Below are 14,840 nucleotides of genomic sequence, written 5' to 3' on the forward strand. Positions count from 1 at the left end.
AGTCAAATTTGTTCTTTCCAGGGATGTGGTATAATAAAACAGCGGATAAGAGATTTGAATGGGGAGGATTATCTTTACGGGGGCAGACACAAGGAAGGCCAGTGAAAAAGTCAAAAATACGGCAAAAAGTCGAATTTGTCATCCTGAGCCTTTAGTCCTGAGCGATAGCGAAGGAGCTTGCGAAGGATCTAAAGAGGTGTAAAACAGGATCCTTCGCTGCGCTCAGGATGACAAACCATTGCGTATTTCTACGCTTATAAAGAACAATAGTATAGAATCATTTGAAAAAATAAGCGGCTAACAGCATATTAGGAGGGATTTAGGATGGAGTTAATCAAAGGACAGCTGATGTCGGAGTTCCGGCTAAAGGAGTATCAGGTAACCAATACCATTGATCTGATCGATCAGGGGAATACCATCCCCTTTATCGCCCGATACCGTAAAGAACAGACGGGAGAAATGGATGATACGGTACTGAGGGATTTCTATGACCGGTTAACCTACTTAAGAAATTTACATACCCGTAAGGAAGAAATAATCCGTCTCATCGAAGAACAGGGAAAACTGACGGAGGAGCTTCGTATAGACATAGAGAAAGCAGTGACCTTAACAGAGATAGAAGACATTTACCGTCCTTACAGACCTAAGCGTAGAACCAGAGCCACCATTGCCAAGGAGAAAGGCCTGGAGCCTCTGGCAGAACTTATTTTTGCCCAGGATATTTATGCCGGTGACATAAATGCCTTAGCAGCCCCTTACATCGATGCTGAAAAGGAGGTGCATACAGTAGAAGATGCGCTGCAGGGAGCCATGGATATTATCGCTGAAATGATCTCCGATGATGCTGAATATAGAAAGAAGGTACGCCGGCTCACCTTTGAAAAGGGAACCATGCACTCTACTGCAGTGAAAGAAAGGGAGCAATCGGTTTATGAAATGTACTATGACTATAAGGAGCCTCTGAAGAAGATTCCGGATCATCGAATTTTAGCCGTAAACCGGGGAGAGAAAGAAAAGTTTCTGCGGGTAAAGATTGAGGCGCCTGAAGAAGAAATACTTCGTCAGCTGGAAAAAGAAGTAATTAAGCCGAAGGCCTCACTGACTACCGGATATGTACAAAGGGCATTGGCGGATGGTTATAAACGGCTGATCGCCCCTTCCATCGAAAGGGAAATCAGAAATGACTTAACAGAGCGGGCAGAAGAAAAGGCTATCCGTGTCTTTGCTGCAAATTTGAAAAATCTACTGCTGCAGCCTCCTGTAAAAGGCAGGGTTGTGATGGGCTTTGACCCGGCCTACCGTACAGGGTGCAAGATTGCAGTGGTAGATGATACAGGGAAGCTGTTGGACACCGCTACCGTATATCCCACACAGCCTCAAAATGATGTGGCAACTGCAAAAAAAGAGCTAAAGGGATTGATCGAAAAGCATCAAGTAGATTTGATCGCCATTGGCAATGGGACGGCTTCCAGGGAATCAGAGCTTTTTGTAGCGGAGTTGATTAAGGAGCTAAATCGCCCTGTGTACTATATGATTGTCAACGAAGCAGGAGCTTCCGTATACTCTGCTTCCAAGCTGGCCGCAGAGGAATACCCGGAGATTAACGTATCCTTAAGAGGAGCCATCTCTATCGGGCGTAGACTACAGGACCCTTTAGCAGAGCTGGTGAAAATTGATCCTAAGCATGTAGGGGTAGGTCAGTATCAGCACGATGTCAATCAAGGCAGATTGGATGAAGCCCTTAAAGGGGTGGTAGAAGATGCAGTTAACAGCGTAGGGGTAGATTTAAATACTGCATCCCCTTCCTTGCTCCAATATATCTCAGGTATCAGCAAGACCGTAGCTAATAATATCGTAAAGTTTCGGGAGGAGAAGGGGAAATTTACCGACCGCAAGCAGCTGACCAAGGTGCCGCGGCTGGGGCCCGCAGCCTTTGTACAGTGTGCCGGCTTCCTGCGTATTACGGAAGGCAGCAACGCACTGGATAATACCGCTGTTCATCCCGAATCCTACCAGGTAACGGAGAGGCTGCTGGCGAAGCTGGGCTACAGGCTGGAAGATGTACGGAACAGAAAACTGGCAGACCTTGAGGAAAAGATTGAAAACATCGGTCTGAAAGTATTGGCAGAAGAGCTTGGCGTGGGACTTCCTACCTTGAGAGATATTCTGAAGGAAATTCAAAAACCAGGCAGAGATCCCCGGGAAGAGATGGAAAAACCGGTCTTCAGAACAGATGTGATGAAGATAGAGGACTTGAAGGTAGATATGGTACTGACGGGAACCGTGCGCAATGTAATAGATTTTGGCGCCTTCGTAGATATCGGGGTAAAGAATGATGGTTTGGTGCATATCTCAGAAATGAGTGATAAGTTTATAAAAAATCCCATGGAGGTAGTGGCTGTAGGGGATATTGTCAAGGTTCGGGTCATCAAGGTAGATGTGGAACGAGGGAAAGTGTCTCTTAGTATGAAAAATATTAAAGAATAGGCTGAAGGCAACAGGCGTCAACTTAACCCATAATTTGTCATCCTGAGCGGAGGAAAACGGAGCCGAAGGATCTTTAAGCTAGATGATATATTCTGATAATCAAAAGTAATCTTGCTTATGTTCTATAAGATTCTTCGCTAACGCTCAGAATGACATGCTTCTAAGGTTTATTTGGAAATATTTAGATTAAGTTGATGCCTATGGGCTGAAGGCAGTAGGCGCAAAAAGCATCTCAATCACAAATCTGCTATTGGGGGAATAGGGATGAAAAAGATTGATGAGATTTATCAAACACTCCTTTTACTGGAGGAGAGAAATCCGGCAGGGGTTTTTGCCTTCGAATTGGGTGAAGTACTGAAGATGGATCGGGCCAATATCAGCAGACATCTAAATGAGTTATACAAGCAAAACAAATTAGATAGAGTGGAAGGAAGGCCCGTACGCTACCGTTCCTCAGCTTCACAGGCTAAAACCTATATAGAGAAAAACCCTGGAAAGGAAAATAGCTTGGACAGGATGGTAGGTGCAGCCTACAGCCTGCAGGTATCTGTTCAACAGGCCAAGGCTGCAGTGCTATATCCTCCAAGAGGTCTTCATACTCTGCTTTTGGGAGAGACCGGTGTGGGAAAATCCATGTTCGCCGAACTGATGTACAAATTTGCATTAGAGACAAATATGATCAAGCCCAATGCACCTTTCATCCGATTCAACTGTGCAGACTATGCAGATAACCCCCAGTTGATCGTAACACAGATTTTTGGTGTTAAAAAAGGTGCATACACCGGTGCGGACCGTGACCGGGAAGGGCTATTGAAGCAGGCAGAAGCAAAAATTTATGCATTGAAGAACAAGGGGATGAAAGAAGGAGAGATCAATCAAATCTTAAACATTGATATAGACAGCCATTTTGAAAGATATATCGGAAATCTTCCCCATAAATACAGGAAAGATGAAATCATCAAGGTTGTGGATAAAAAAATAGTGGATATAGTAGAAGAAATATTGACAATTGCCCAGAAAAGGCTCAATAAAGAGTATGACGAAAAGATCTTTTTTGGTCTTGCACTGCATCTCCACAGCAGTATCGAAAGAATACGGAACAGAAGTAAAATTTATCATCCCAATCTAAATTTCATCCGATCCAACTATGTTGAGGAATTTCTTACAGCTATGGAAGCGGCCAAGTGGATCGATCAGATTTTTCAAATCGAAACCCCCTTGGATGAAATCGGGTATCTAACCATGTTTCTGGCTTCAGATCCCTATAATCTTGAGGGGAAAGAGGAGGGGAAGGTAGGACTGCTGTTGATTATGCACGGAAATAGTACTGCCAGCAGTATGGCACAGGTAGCCAACACATTGGTAGGCGTAGATCATGCTGCTGCTTTGGATATGCCCCTCAGTATGAAACCGGAAGTCATGTATGAGCTGGCCAAGGAGAGCGTCATTCGGCTAAATGAAGGAAAAGGGGTTCTTTTACTGGTAGATATGGGTTCACTCACAAATTTTGGAGAAATGATTTACGAGGATACTGGGATTATTACCAAGACCATTGAAGCAGTCAGCACGCCTATAGCGATAGATGCCTGCCGTAAGGCTGTCATGGGAAGAAGTTTGCTGGAGATATACAAATCCTTTAAAGATAGTGGAGCCCATGGAAATACAGAATACATAAAGTCAAATATCAAAAAAAAGAATATAATCATTACGGCTTGCTTTACAGGGGAAGGTGCATCGGAGAAGCTAAAGCAGATTATAGAAGAAAAACTCCATATCGGGGATAATCTCAGGATCATTCCTTTAAATATACTCAACCGGAAAGCCTTTGTTCAGAGCATAGAAGGTTATCGCAAGGAGCATAATGTTTTGGCCATAGCAGGGACTATAGAACTCCATATAGATGATATTCCCTTTGTTTCTGCCGGGGAGATTCTTACAGGCAATGGATTAAAGACCTTGCAGGACATCATTGAGGGCGAGGAACAATATATCAATATGGGAAAATCCATTGGGGAATATTTACATGGGATTGACGGAGAAAGGATCATACAAGAGACGCGACAGGCAGCGGAAACCATAGCCCGCAGTCTGCAGGTACAGATTAGCAATGAAGTGCGCATCGGAATCATATTGCATATGATCTTTTTAGTAGATAAATTATCGAGTGGGGGAAAGGAAACAGATTTTCAAGAGCTTGCAATATATAGAGAACAGTTTAGCAGAGAGCTGCTTTTAGTGAAGGAAAGTATAAAGTCTCTGGAAGCAAGCTTTGGCATAGATATAGGAGAGAATGAATTAGCCTATCTGTGTAAAATGTTTCTGGCAAATCATAATAAATAATAATGTGTGTTGACTGTGTAATGCAGTGTAAAATAGTGTGTAATGATAAACTGCCCTATTTTACACTGTATTTTTTTATTTTTTTCATTAGAAAAATTGGCATCAGCTTTGCAAGTATATTATGTGTAAATGTTCCAAGAGATTAGGATTCAAGGAGATGATGAAATGCGGGAAATATCGGTGACCATTCATAATAAAGCGGGATTGCATGCCCGACCGGCAAGCATGTTTGTAAACATGGCACAGAAGTTTGCATCGGAGATTCTAATTGCTAAGAATGGCAAAAAGGCTAACGGAAAGAGTATTATTGGAGTCCTCAGCTTAGGTGTAATTGAGGGAGACCAATTGTACATCTATGCTGCGGGAGATGATGAATCCGATGCAATTGCTGCAATTGAAAACCTAGTGAATACACAGCTGCTGCATGCATAATTTGTGAAAATATTAAGGAAAGGAGGAAAAAGGATGAAAACAATTATGTTAGTTTGTTCTGCAGGAATGTCTACCAGTTTGCTGGTAACAAAAATGAAAAAGGCAGCAGAGGAACAGAATATAGATGTAGAAGTTTTTGCAGTGTCGGAAGCCGAATCAAAAAACTATACCAATCAGGCAAATGTAGTACTGCTTGGACCTCAGGTCAGATATATACTGGAAAAAATGAAGGCTATGATGGCTTTCAGAGAGGTGCCTGTTGCAGTGATCAACAGTGCCGACTATGGAATGATGAACGGCAAAGCTGTTCTGAAGCAGGCGTTAGATCTGATGAAGTAGACAAAAGTCCGTTGAGCGTCCTCATTCAATTTATGTGAAACAGTAAAATTAAGAAGGTGAAAAGGGGGATTTCCATGAAAAAAATCATGGCATTTCTAGAAAAATATTTTGTGCCGATTGCCGGGAGAATAGGGTCTCAAAGACATCTTGTGGCCATCCGGGACGGCTTTGTAGTGATTATGCCAATTATTATGGCGGGCTCCTTTGCAGTGTTAATCAATAACTTACCGATAGCACCTTACCAAAACCTCATGACATCTATGTTGGGAGAGAGCTGGAAAAGCTTTGGCGGCCAGGTATGGATGGGCTCCTTTGCCGTGATGTCGCTGCTTGTTAACTTTACCATAAGCTATAATGTTGCAAAATCCTATAACTCAAATGCAGTAGCTGCCGGAGCGGTAAGTTTGGCATCCTTGATGGCCATCATGCAGCCGGCAGCAGAAGCTTTTGCTATCCCTTACCAGTGGACTGGAGCTGTAGGGTTATTTGTTTCAATCTTTGTAGCATTGGTATCTTCAGAGGTTTTCGTCCGACTGTTAGGAAACCCTAGGTTGGTTATTAAAATGCCGGAGGGCGTACCGCCAGCTGTAGCCAAATCCTTTGCAGCATTATTTCCTTCCATTATTACACTTTCCATATTTGCACTGCTGAAAGTATTTACTGTCCTTGCAGGAGTAACAGATATTCATGCCCTTGTGAACGATATTGTCCAGGCACCATTGTTGAAGCTGGCCAATTCCATGGGATCTGCCCTAACCATAGCTTTTGTAAATCATCTATTATGGTTCTTCGGTCTACACGGATCCAATATCCTTGAGCCGGTTATGCAGACCGTATTTATGCAGACTCTGGATGCAAATATCAGTGCATTCCAGGCTGGTGCTGCCATCCCCAATATTGTGACAAAGCCTTTCTTTGATGCCTTTGTATATATGGGTGGTTCTGGGACCACGATTACACTCATCGCTGCAATCTATATCGCTTCCAAGCGAAAACAGTACAGAAGCCTGGCAAATATGGCAGCTGGACCAGGGCTATTCAATATCAATGAACCGGTCATCTTCGGAATGCCGATTGTATTAAATCCCATATTTATGATTCCTTTTATATGCGTGCCGGTGGTGACAACCATCATAAGTTATATTGCTTTAGCCAGCGGAATTGTTCCTAAAACCGTCGCCATGATTCCTTGGACTACTCCGCCGATTATCAGCGGATATTTGGTAACAGGAGGATCTGTAATGGGCTCGCTGCTGCAGATTGTCAATCTGATTATCGGAATAGCGATTTATATGCCTTTTGTGCTGATGGCAGAAAAGCTGGATACAGAAAAAGCTACAGAAGAAGCTTAAGATTTTTAACGGGAGACGACCGATGCTTTGCCTTATTTAGGGAGGAGCATTATCATTTCCCATCCTTCTTATTCATATAGATGTGCAATTAAGAAATCTCAAATTCAGCGGAACGGCACAGAGGCCGTTCCCTGCGTAAACCTCAATAAAAATGTAGGGATCGACGCCTCGTCGTTCCGAATATTCATTAGGATTCTCAGTCACATATCTATAATAGGAAATCTGATCGGATAAAATTGAAGAAGCAAGGGGAGAGCAGTCATGAACTTTGAAAGAATTATCTTTACGATTATCACGTATAGCGGTGAGGCGAGAAGCTTGTCCATGGAAGCCATTGCTCATGCAAAGAGAAAGGAAATATCAAAGGCTAAAAAGTGTATCGAGGAGGCCGTAGAAAAGCTGGAAATGGCCCATAGGGAGCAAACTCACCTAATTCACGCAGAAGCACAGGGGGAAAAAGTAGAGGTCTCCTTGCTCCTCATTCATGCCCAGGACCATCTCATGATGGCAATGACGGTAAAGGATTTAGCCAATGAGCTGATAGACATTCACGAAAAAATATCCTAGGAGACCAAGGCGGGGCGGTTTATATCAATAGCTTTGCGGAGGACTGTCAACAGATAAGCCTGCATGCCGGACGCTGGAAACTCCTTAGAGCACTTATTTATGCAAAGGGGGAGATTGGGATTCGACTGATTGTTAATGCAGATGATTTTGGGCTTTCAAAGGGTGTCAATCTTGGAATTATTGAAGCCTATCAACATGGGATTGTTACCTCTACTACCATGATGATGAATATGCCGGAATATACCCACGGACTCAATCTTATACGGGAAAATCCGGGGATTGGTGTGGGTATTCATTTGACCGTCACCTGCGGCAGACCAGTGGCAGAGAAGGTGGATTCTCTGATTGATGCTTCGGGGTGCTTTCATTCTCAGTTCAATATCCTTCATTACGGAAAATCAGAAGACATGGAAAGAGAGTTTCAATGCCAGATTGAACGTTTTTTAGATACCGGACTGCATCCAACTCACATAGATAGCCATCATCATATCCATATGCATGAAAGAGTCTTACCAATAGCATTGAAGCTGGCCGATCAGTATGATTTGGCCGTAAGGTTAGGGAGGACTGGGCTTCCAAGGGATTTTAAATACAGCAATCTGCGAACCACCGATTTTTTTACCGATGCCTTTTATGGCCAGAACTTAACACAGAAGAATTTTTTGGAGATTCTTCATAAAGCACAAGATTATAAGACGGTTGAAGTGATGTGTCATCCGGCATTTATAGATAATGGGCTATTAGCACAGAGCCGGTACAGTCATCAGCGTAGAAATGAACTGGATATTTTAACAGATGAGAAAATGATTGAAAAGATAAAAGGAGATCATATTCAGTTCATTCATTACGGAGACCTGTAAAACCTAAAGGAGAAGAGTAAATAGCAATGGGGGGATATGGGAATGAAAGGAATAAAAATTGTAACAATAGGCGGTGGTTCCAGCTATACGCCAGAGCTGGTAGAAGGGTTGATACAGTACTATGATGAACTGCCGGTAAGAGAGCTATGGCTGGTAGATATTCCTGAGGGCAAAGAAAAGCTGGAGATTGTAGGAAACTTAGCAAAAAGAATGGTTAAAAAAGCCGGTGTACCCATGAATATCCATTTAACCTTAGACCGCAGGGCAGCACTAGAGGATGCAGATTTTGTAACAACACAAATTCGGGTAGGGCAGTTGGATGCGAGGATTATCGATGAAAGTATTCCATTAAAATACGGAATGATAGGCCAGGAAACCAATGGTGCGGGAGGACTTTTTAAGGGTTTGCGCACCATACCAATCATATTGGAGATTACTAAGGATATGGCAGAGCTATGCCCAAAGGCTTGGTTGATTAACTTTACAAATCCTGCAGGGATGTTGACAGAGGCAGTGCTGCGCTATGGAAAAATAAAAAAGGTCATTGGACTTTGTAATGTTCCCATTGGTATGGAAATGACAATCGCAAATATGCTGGAGGTGGACAGCAGTAGAATCCACGTAGAATTTGCAGGATTAAACCACATGGTTTTTGGGACCCATGTATATCTGGACGGGATGGAGGTCACTGCTCAGGTATTGGATTTGCTAGGCAGCGGCAAGGTGAGTATGACAATGAAAAATATCATCGGACTAGATTGGGATAGGGATTTCTTAAAGGCGTTGAAAATCATACCCTGCCCATACCATCGATATTATTATAAGCATAAGGAAATGCTGGAGCATGAACTGGAAGAGCTTAAAAAGACAGGTACAAGAGGTGCAGCGGTTAAGCAGATTGAAAAGGAACTCTTTGAGGTCTACAAAGACCCGGATCTGGCTGTAAAACCATCCCAATTGGAAAACCGGGGAGGTGCCTATTACAGCTATGCTGCATGCCGGTTGATTCGTTCTATCTATAATGATAAAAGAGATATCCAGCCAGTCAATGTGAGAAACAATGGGGCCATTATAGGTCTGCCTGAGGGGGCGGCAGTAGAAGTTAGCTGTATGATTACAAAGGATGGACCGAAGCCCTTAGCAGTGGGAGAACTGCCAGTGGCTGTAAGAGGATTGGTACAGCAGATCAAGTCTTTTGAGCAGCTGGCGGTAGAAGCAGCTGTGACAGGGGATTATCATTTGGCTTTGCTGGCGATGACCATACATCCGCTGGTTACCTCTGATGTCATCGGAAAAAAGATACTGAATGAAATGCTGGAAGCCCATAAGAAATACCTGCCTCAATTCTTCCGGTAAAGAGAATAAAAATTGCATCACTCCAAAACAATAATTGACGAGAGTCAATTTTGTTTTTTTTGTCGTTATCTCATATTGGATTCCCATATTCGAAAAAATATTATTCCTTTATTTACTTTGTTTAGATTGCTGGCAAAGGTTATGTGTGCTAAAATATTATAAGACTACAGATACACAGACATAAACTGTGATCAAAATGAAGGGAGCAATACAGTGGCAGTAAAATACATATTATTTGATTTAGATGGTACATTACTGGATACCAATGAATTGATCGTTCAATCCTTTCGACATACCTATAAAGAGCATTTAAACAAAGATGTGCCTAGAGAATATATTATTCAAAGCTTTGGAGAGATCTTAAGAACTACCCTGGAGCGGGAATGTAAGGATTGTGTGGAAGCGGCGCTAACCACTTACCGAAGCTTTCAGCAGGAACATTTTGAAAGCTATATTACCCTCCACTTAGGGGTGCGGGAAGCCTTGGAGAAATTGACTGCTAAGGGCTATAAGCTGGGGATTGTAACCTCACGGCTCAATGAATCTGCATTAAGGGGATTGAAGTTCTTTGATATAGAGGGTTATTTCCATAGCATCATTGGTGCTGATGATACAGACCTGCACAAACCGGATCCTACCCCTGCAAGAATGGCCCTTGAAGCCATGGGGGGCCGTGCTGAGGAGGCTGTTTTGGTAGGAGACAGTCCCTTTGATATCCAGTGCGCGAAGAATACGGGGATGGTGTCCGTTGCCGTTGGATGGAGTGCGCTGCCTCGGGAGGTATATATGCAGTATGAGCCGGACTATGTGGTGGACACCATGGAAGAATTAGTAGAGTTAATTTACTCCTTGTAAGAACCATATAAAGTAAGGACTTATAAGACGGACATGATTTCATGTAACGTGCAGTGCGTATCGTGCATCGATTATTGGAGAATATAATTAGACTTTATTGTACAGTTTCATAAAAGAGGAAAGTGTGGATATGAGTCTAACATCAATGGAGGGAAAATCATGGAACAACTAGATCAAAATAAAGTAAAAAAGCTAATGAGCTATCGGTGGGCCGTATGGGGTGTATTGGTCTTGTCCTATGTGATTGTATTCTTTCATCGATTGGCTGTAGGCGTAGTGAGGGAGGACCTGGTCCGTGCCTTTGATATATCAGGAACAACCTTTGCCCATTTGGGATCAACCTATTTTTATGCCTATATGCTTATGCAAATCCCTTCAGGGATTCTGGCAGATTCCCTCGGCGCAAGAATGACTGTTACCATAGGGACTCTGGTGGCAGGAATCGGTTCCATCATTTTTGGATTTGCACCTACTATTGCCATAGCATTTGCAGGAAGGCTGCTGGTAGGATTAGGTGTTTCTGTTGTATTTATTGCGATTCTAAAAATCCAATCCCAGTGGTTTAAGGAAAGCGAATTTGGTACCATGTCAGGAATCACTTCTTTCGTAGGGAATCTGGGGGGCATGTTTGCCCAAACACCATTAGCCCTTTTAGCCGCTGCTATTACCTGGCGATACTCTTTTGCCGCCATTGGCGTAATTTCCTTAGGAATTGCAGCTCTTTGCTATATGATCATCCGCAATGAGCCAAAGGATATGGGACTGCCCAGTATTGCCGAAATAGAGGGAAGGGCACCTGCTCAGAATACCGGAAAGCCCGATTTAGCAAAGAGTCTTATCACCGTTGTTGCCAATTGGAAAACCTGGCCCTCCTTTGTCATGTTCACGGGATTTTTCGGTGCCTATGTATCTTTGACAGGTACCTGGGGACGATCTTATATGGTAGACGTTTATGGGCTGTCCAAAGTGGCTGCTGCCAACTATATGACAGCTGCAGTTTTAGGAATGGCCATCGGAAGCCTTGTGATTGGAAAGGTTTCTGATGCCATGGGCCGAAGAAAGCTGCCCATGCTGGTATTTGGAGCCATCTATGTAGCCTGCTGGGCAGTATTGGTCTTTTTTCAGGGAGGTCAGCCCCCTGTGGCGGTTATGATGCCCTTGATGTTTGTGCTTGGATTTACTTGTCCCACCTTTGTGTTGGGTTGGGCTTGCGCAAAAGAAATCAACCCTCCTCAGATTGCAGGGATTTCAACTTCTGTAGTGAATACGGGAGGATTTTTAGGAGCAGCCATTCTTCCTCCGGTAATGGGCAGCGTTTTTGATCGTTTTGGAGGACAGCTGCTGCCGGCAGAGCTGTATCAAAAGGCCTTTTTATATGGATTTATCGCTGCAGCCCTTGGATATCTGGCTACATTTTTGGTACAGGAAACCCACTGCAGAAATATTTATAAAGAGAAATAGGATAGATTGGAGGCATCAGACATGCTATTTATAAAAGACGGTCGTCTTCTCACCATGGAAGGAAAGGTCTATGAGAAGGCCAGCATACTTGTAAGAGATGGAAAAATTCAAGAGATTGGGGAGGAACTGGTAGCGCCTCTAGATGCAGAGGTAATCGATGCGAAAGGCAGAATCATTACACCAGGTCTGATCGATGCCCATTGTCATCTTGGATTATGGGAGGATGCTATTGGCTTTGAAGGTGCCGACGGAAACGAGGCTACCGATCCTGTAACGCCCCATATGCGGGCCATTGACGGCATCAACCCTATGGATAGAACCTTTGAGGAAGCCAGGCAGGGCGGCATCACAACCGTTGCTTCAGGGCCGGGCAGTGCCAATGTGATTGGAGGCCAGTTTGCTGCGGTTAAAACCTGGGGCAGACGAATTGACGATATGATTCTCCAAGCGCCTATAGCCATGAAATGTGCTTTTGGAGAAAACCCTAAAAGGGTATATCATGACCGCAAGCAGTCTCCCAGCACGCGGATGGCAACGGCGGCAATTCTGAGAGATACTCTATATAGGGCTAAGGAATATGCAGAAAAACTGGAAGCGGCCAAGGAGGATCCGACGAAAAAACCGGGATATGACATGAAAATGGAGGCATTGCTTCCTGTCATACGAAAAGAAATTCCGCTAAAGGCCCATGCCCATCGTGCCGATGATATTTTTACAGCGATCCGTATTGCTAAAGAGTTAGATGTAAAAATTACATTAGAACACTGTACAGAGGGACACTTGATCGTAGAGGAGTTAAAGCAGGAAGGCCTTTATGCGGTAGTAGGACCAAGCCTCAGTGAACGTTCCAAATATGAGCTAAAGAACCTTACCTTCGAAACTGCAGGTATTCTTAGCAATGCAGGCATAAAAATTGCCATTATGACGGATCATCCCGTGATCCCCCTGCAGTATCTGCCTATGTGTGCAGCACTGGCTGTGAAGGCAGGGATGGATGAAACAGAGGCCTTAAAGGCTATCACGATCTATGCTGCGGAAATACTGGGGATAGATCATCGTGTAGGCAGCATCAGGGAGGGGAAAGATGCAGATCTGGTGATCTGGCAGGGGCATCCCTTTGAACTGCAGTCTACAGTAGAATATACGATTATCAATGGATCGATAGTATATAAAAAATAATTTAACCGGACATATTTACACTACGAGCGGCTAACCGCTAACGGTTTTATAAAGGGGACATGAGAATGGATAGAATGCCGATAAATGTGGTTGTGCTTGGATCCATTCCCGAGGCCATGTTAATGGTTTGGGCAGGGTTTTTGCTGCTGGGAATAAAGCCACCTCTGAGGAGAATTCTAATGGTAGGCGTGCTGCAAGGAATATCCTCCTATTTTATTCGAAGATATTTTGATTTTGGCCCACATATTGTAGCCCATATGGTCACTTTCATTTTTTACAGCTACGTAATCATTCGCGCCAATATACCTACAACTGTACTGGCTATCGCATTAGCATTTACCGTTGTAGTCATGGTTGAAGGGCCCTTATTAATCTTTGGCAATATAAATATAGCCTATATGCTGTCATCTTCATGGAAGCGGCTGTTGTTTTTTTTACCCCATGAAATCCTATTGGGGCTGATCATTTATTTTTGCAGCCGTAAGGAGATTTCTTTAGTGAAGGAATTTGGCTTCCTAAAAAAAATTGTAGGGTAGGGTTGCAAAAACGATGTACATATTTTATAATGAAGTTGAGATGAATTTGCCAACAATTCAATAGAGGTAGTCTTCGGGGCAGGGTGCAATTCCCTACCGGCGGTATAGTCCGCGAGCGGCTGTGGATACAGCTGTTGAACTGGTGAGATTCCAGTACCGACAGTATAGTCTGGATGAGAGAAGATGGACTGTTTTCGTTTATTTAGTCGTCTATGCCTGAAGATCATTTTTCTTCAGGCTTTTTTAGTTGAAGAATATGACAGTTCCATAAATCATGAGGATTACCCCAAAAAACGATAAGGAGGAGGAAGTGTCATGTCAAACAAAACAATTGCATTAGGAAACGGTATTTTTGAAGGAAGACAGCTGGGATCCACAAAAGCATTAACCAAAATTTCTATTCTTTCAGTAATCGCATATCTGATTATGTTTTTGGAGATGCCGGTAATGTTTTTCCCAGGTTTTTTAAAAATTGACCTAAGCGATATTCCAGCGTTGGTTGGAGCCTTTGCTATGGGACCTGCAGCAGGAATCATGATTGAATTAATAAAAAATATCCTGCATTTCATCACTAAAACCACTACGGGAGGCGTCGGGGAGTTGGCCAATTTCCTTGTAGGGATTGCATTGATTGTACCAGCAGCTATTGCATACAGACAATACCAAAGCAAAAAAGCAGCCGTAATCGGCGTCATCATCGGAACGATGGTGATGGGCATTACCGGGGGGCTGGCAAACTATTATATTCTTTTGCCCTTCTATGCCAAAATTATGCCTATGGAGCAGATTATCGCATGGAGTGCTGCTGCCAATGGGGCTATTGTAGATATGAAAACTTTGATTTTTTATGCAATCATACCTTTTAATATCCTTAAAGGCATTGTAGTGGCTGTGATCACCAGCATGCTGTATAAGAAGCTTTCCCCGATTCTAAAATAAAAACAGTGAAATGATCCCCTTAGAGCAGGCACATTCTTCTAAGGGGATTTTATATTTGTCTAGGAAATGGATCATAGGTATGGGTTCCTATATTTTCCTGGGCAGTAGGAAAAAATAAGGATTATCGTTTAAGAAAG

13 protein-coding genes and 1 riboswitch are annotated in these 14,840 nt (G+C 43.2%); all 13 genes read left to right on the forward strand.

Annotation, left to right across the window (positions count from 1 at the left end):
* Positions 1-324 precede the first annotated feature (324 nt).
* A complete protein-coding gene (locus BUB56_RS01395; RefSeq protein WP_110939591.1) occupies positions 325-2,487 on the forward strand; it encodes a Tex family protein in 2,163 nt (720 codons plus the stop codon).
* 264 nt (positions 2,488-2,751) lie between these two features.
* Entirely contained in the window at positions 2,752-4,827 is a 2,076-nt protein-coding gene (locus BUB56_RS01400) for a PRD domain-containing protein (protein ID WP_110939592.1), read from the forward strand.
* 165 nt (positions 4,828-4,992) lie between these two features.
* Entirely contained in the window at positions 4,993-5,259 is a 267-nt protein-coding gene (locus BUB56_RS01405) for an HPr family phosphocarrier protein (protein WP_110939593.1), read from the forward strand.
* Between the two features lie 33 nt (positions 5,260-5,292).
* A complete protein-coding gene (locus BUB56_RS01410; protein ID WP_110939594.1) occupies positions 5,293-5,598 on the forward strand; it encodes a PTS sugar transporter subunit IIB in 306 nt (101 codons plus the stop codon).
* 74 nt (positions 5,599-5,672) lie between these two features.
* Entirely contained in the window at positions 5,673-6,950 is a 1,278-nt protein-coding gene (gene celB / locus BUB56_RS01415; protein WP_190014040.1) for a PTS cellobiose transporter subunit IIC, read from the forward strand.
* 261 nt (positions 6,951-7,211) lie between these two features.
* Positions 7,212-7,517, forward strand: coding sequence for a PTS lactose/cellobiose transporter subunit IIA (locus BUB56_RS01420; RefSeq protein ID WP_110939595.1), 306 nt, complete (start codon positions 7,212-7,214; stop codon positions 7,515-7,517).
* 128 nt (positions 7,518-7,645) lie between these two features.
* On the forward strand, positions 7,646-8,377 hold the full coding sequence (gene chbG / locus BUB56_RS01425; RefSeq protein ID WP_278319439.1) for a chitin disaccharide deacetylase: 732 nt from the start codon (positions 7,646-7,648) through the stop codon (positions 8,375-8,377).
* 42 nt (positions 8,378-8,419) lie between these two features.
* Entirely contained in the window at positions 8,420-9,733 is a 1,314-nt protein-coding gene (locus BUB56_RS01430; protein WP_110939597.1) for a 6-phospho-beta-glucosidase, read from the forward strand.
* A 213-nt stretch (positions 9,734-9,946) separates the two neighbouring features.
* On the forward strand, positions 9,947-10,588 hold the full coding sequence (locus tag BUB56_RS01435; protein ID WP_190014042.1) for an HAD-IA family hydrolase: 642 nt from the start codon (positions 9,947-9,949) through the stop codon (positions 10,586-10,588).
* Between the two features lie 159 nt (positions 10,589-10,747).
* Positions 10,748-12,049, forward strand: a complete 1,302-nt coding sequence (locus BUB56_RS01440; protein WP_110939599.1) for an MFS transporter — start codon at positions 10,748-10,750, stop codon at positions 12,047-12,049.
* 21 nt (positions 12,050-12,070) lie between these two features.
* A complete protein-coding gene (locus tag BUB56_RS01445; protein WP_110939600.1) occupies positions 12,071-13,228 on the forward strand; it encodes an amidohydrolase in 1,158 nt (385 codons plus the stop codon).
* Positions 13,229-13,293: 65 nt separating this feature from the next.
* Positions 13,294-13,764, forward strand: a complete 471-nt coding sequence (locus BUB56_RS01450) for a hypothetical protein (RefSeq protein WP_110939601.1) — start codon at positions 13,294-13,296, stop codon at positions 13,762-13,764.
* A 65-nt stretch (positions 13,765-13,829) separates the two neighbouring features.
* Positions 13,830-13,953, forward strand: a riboswitch (FMN riboswitch).
* Between the two features lie 126 nt (positions 13,954-14,079).
* Positions 14,080-14,703: an ECF transporter S component gene (locus tag BUB56_RS01455; RefSeq protein ID WP_110939602.1), complete on the forward strand. Its 624-nt coding sequence runs from the start codon at positions 14,080-14,082 to the stop codon at positions 14,701-14,703.
* Positions 14,704-14,840 lie beyond the last annotated feature (137 nt).

This window comes from Geosporobacter subterraneus DSM 17957, from assembly GCF_900142145.1.
Classification (GTDB): domain Bacteria; phylum Bacillota; class Clostridia; order Peptostreptococcales; family Thermotaleaceae; genus Geosporobacter; species Geosporobacter subterraneus.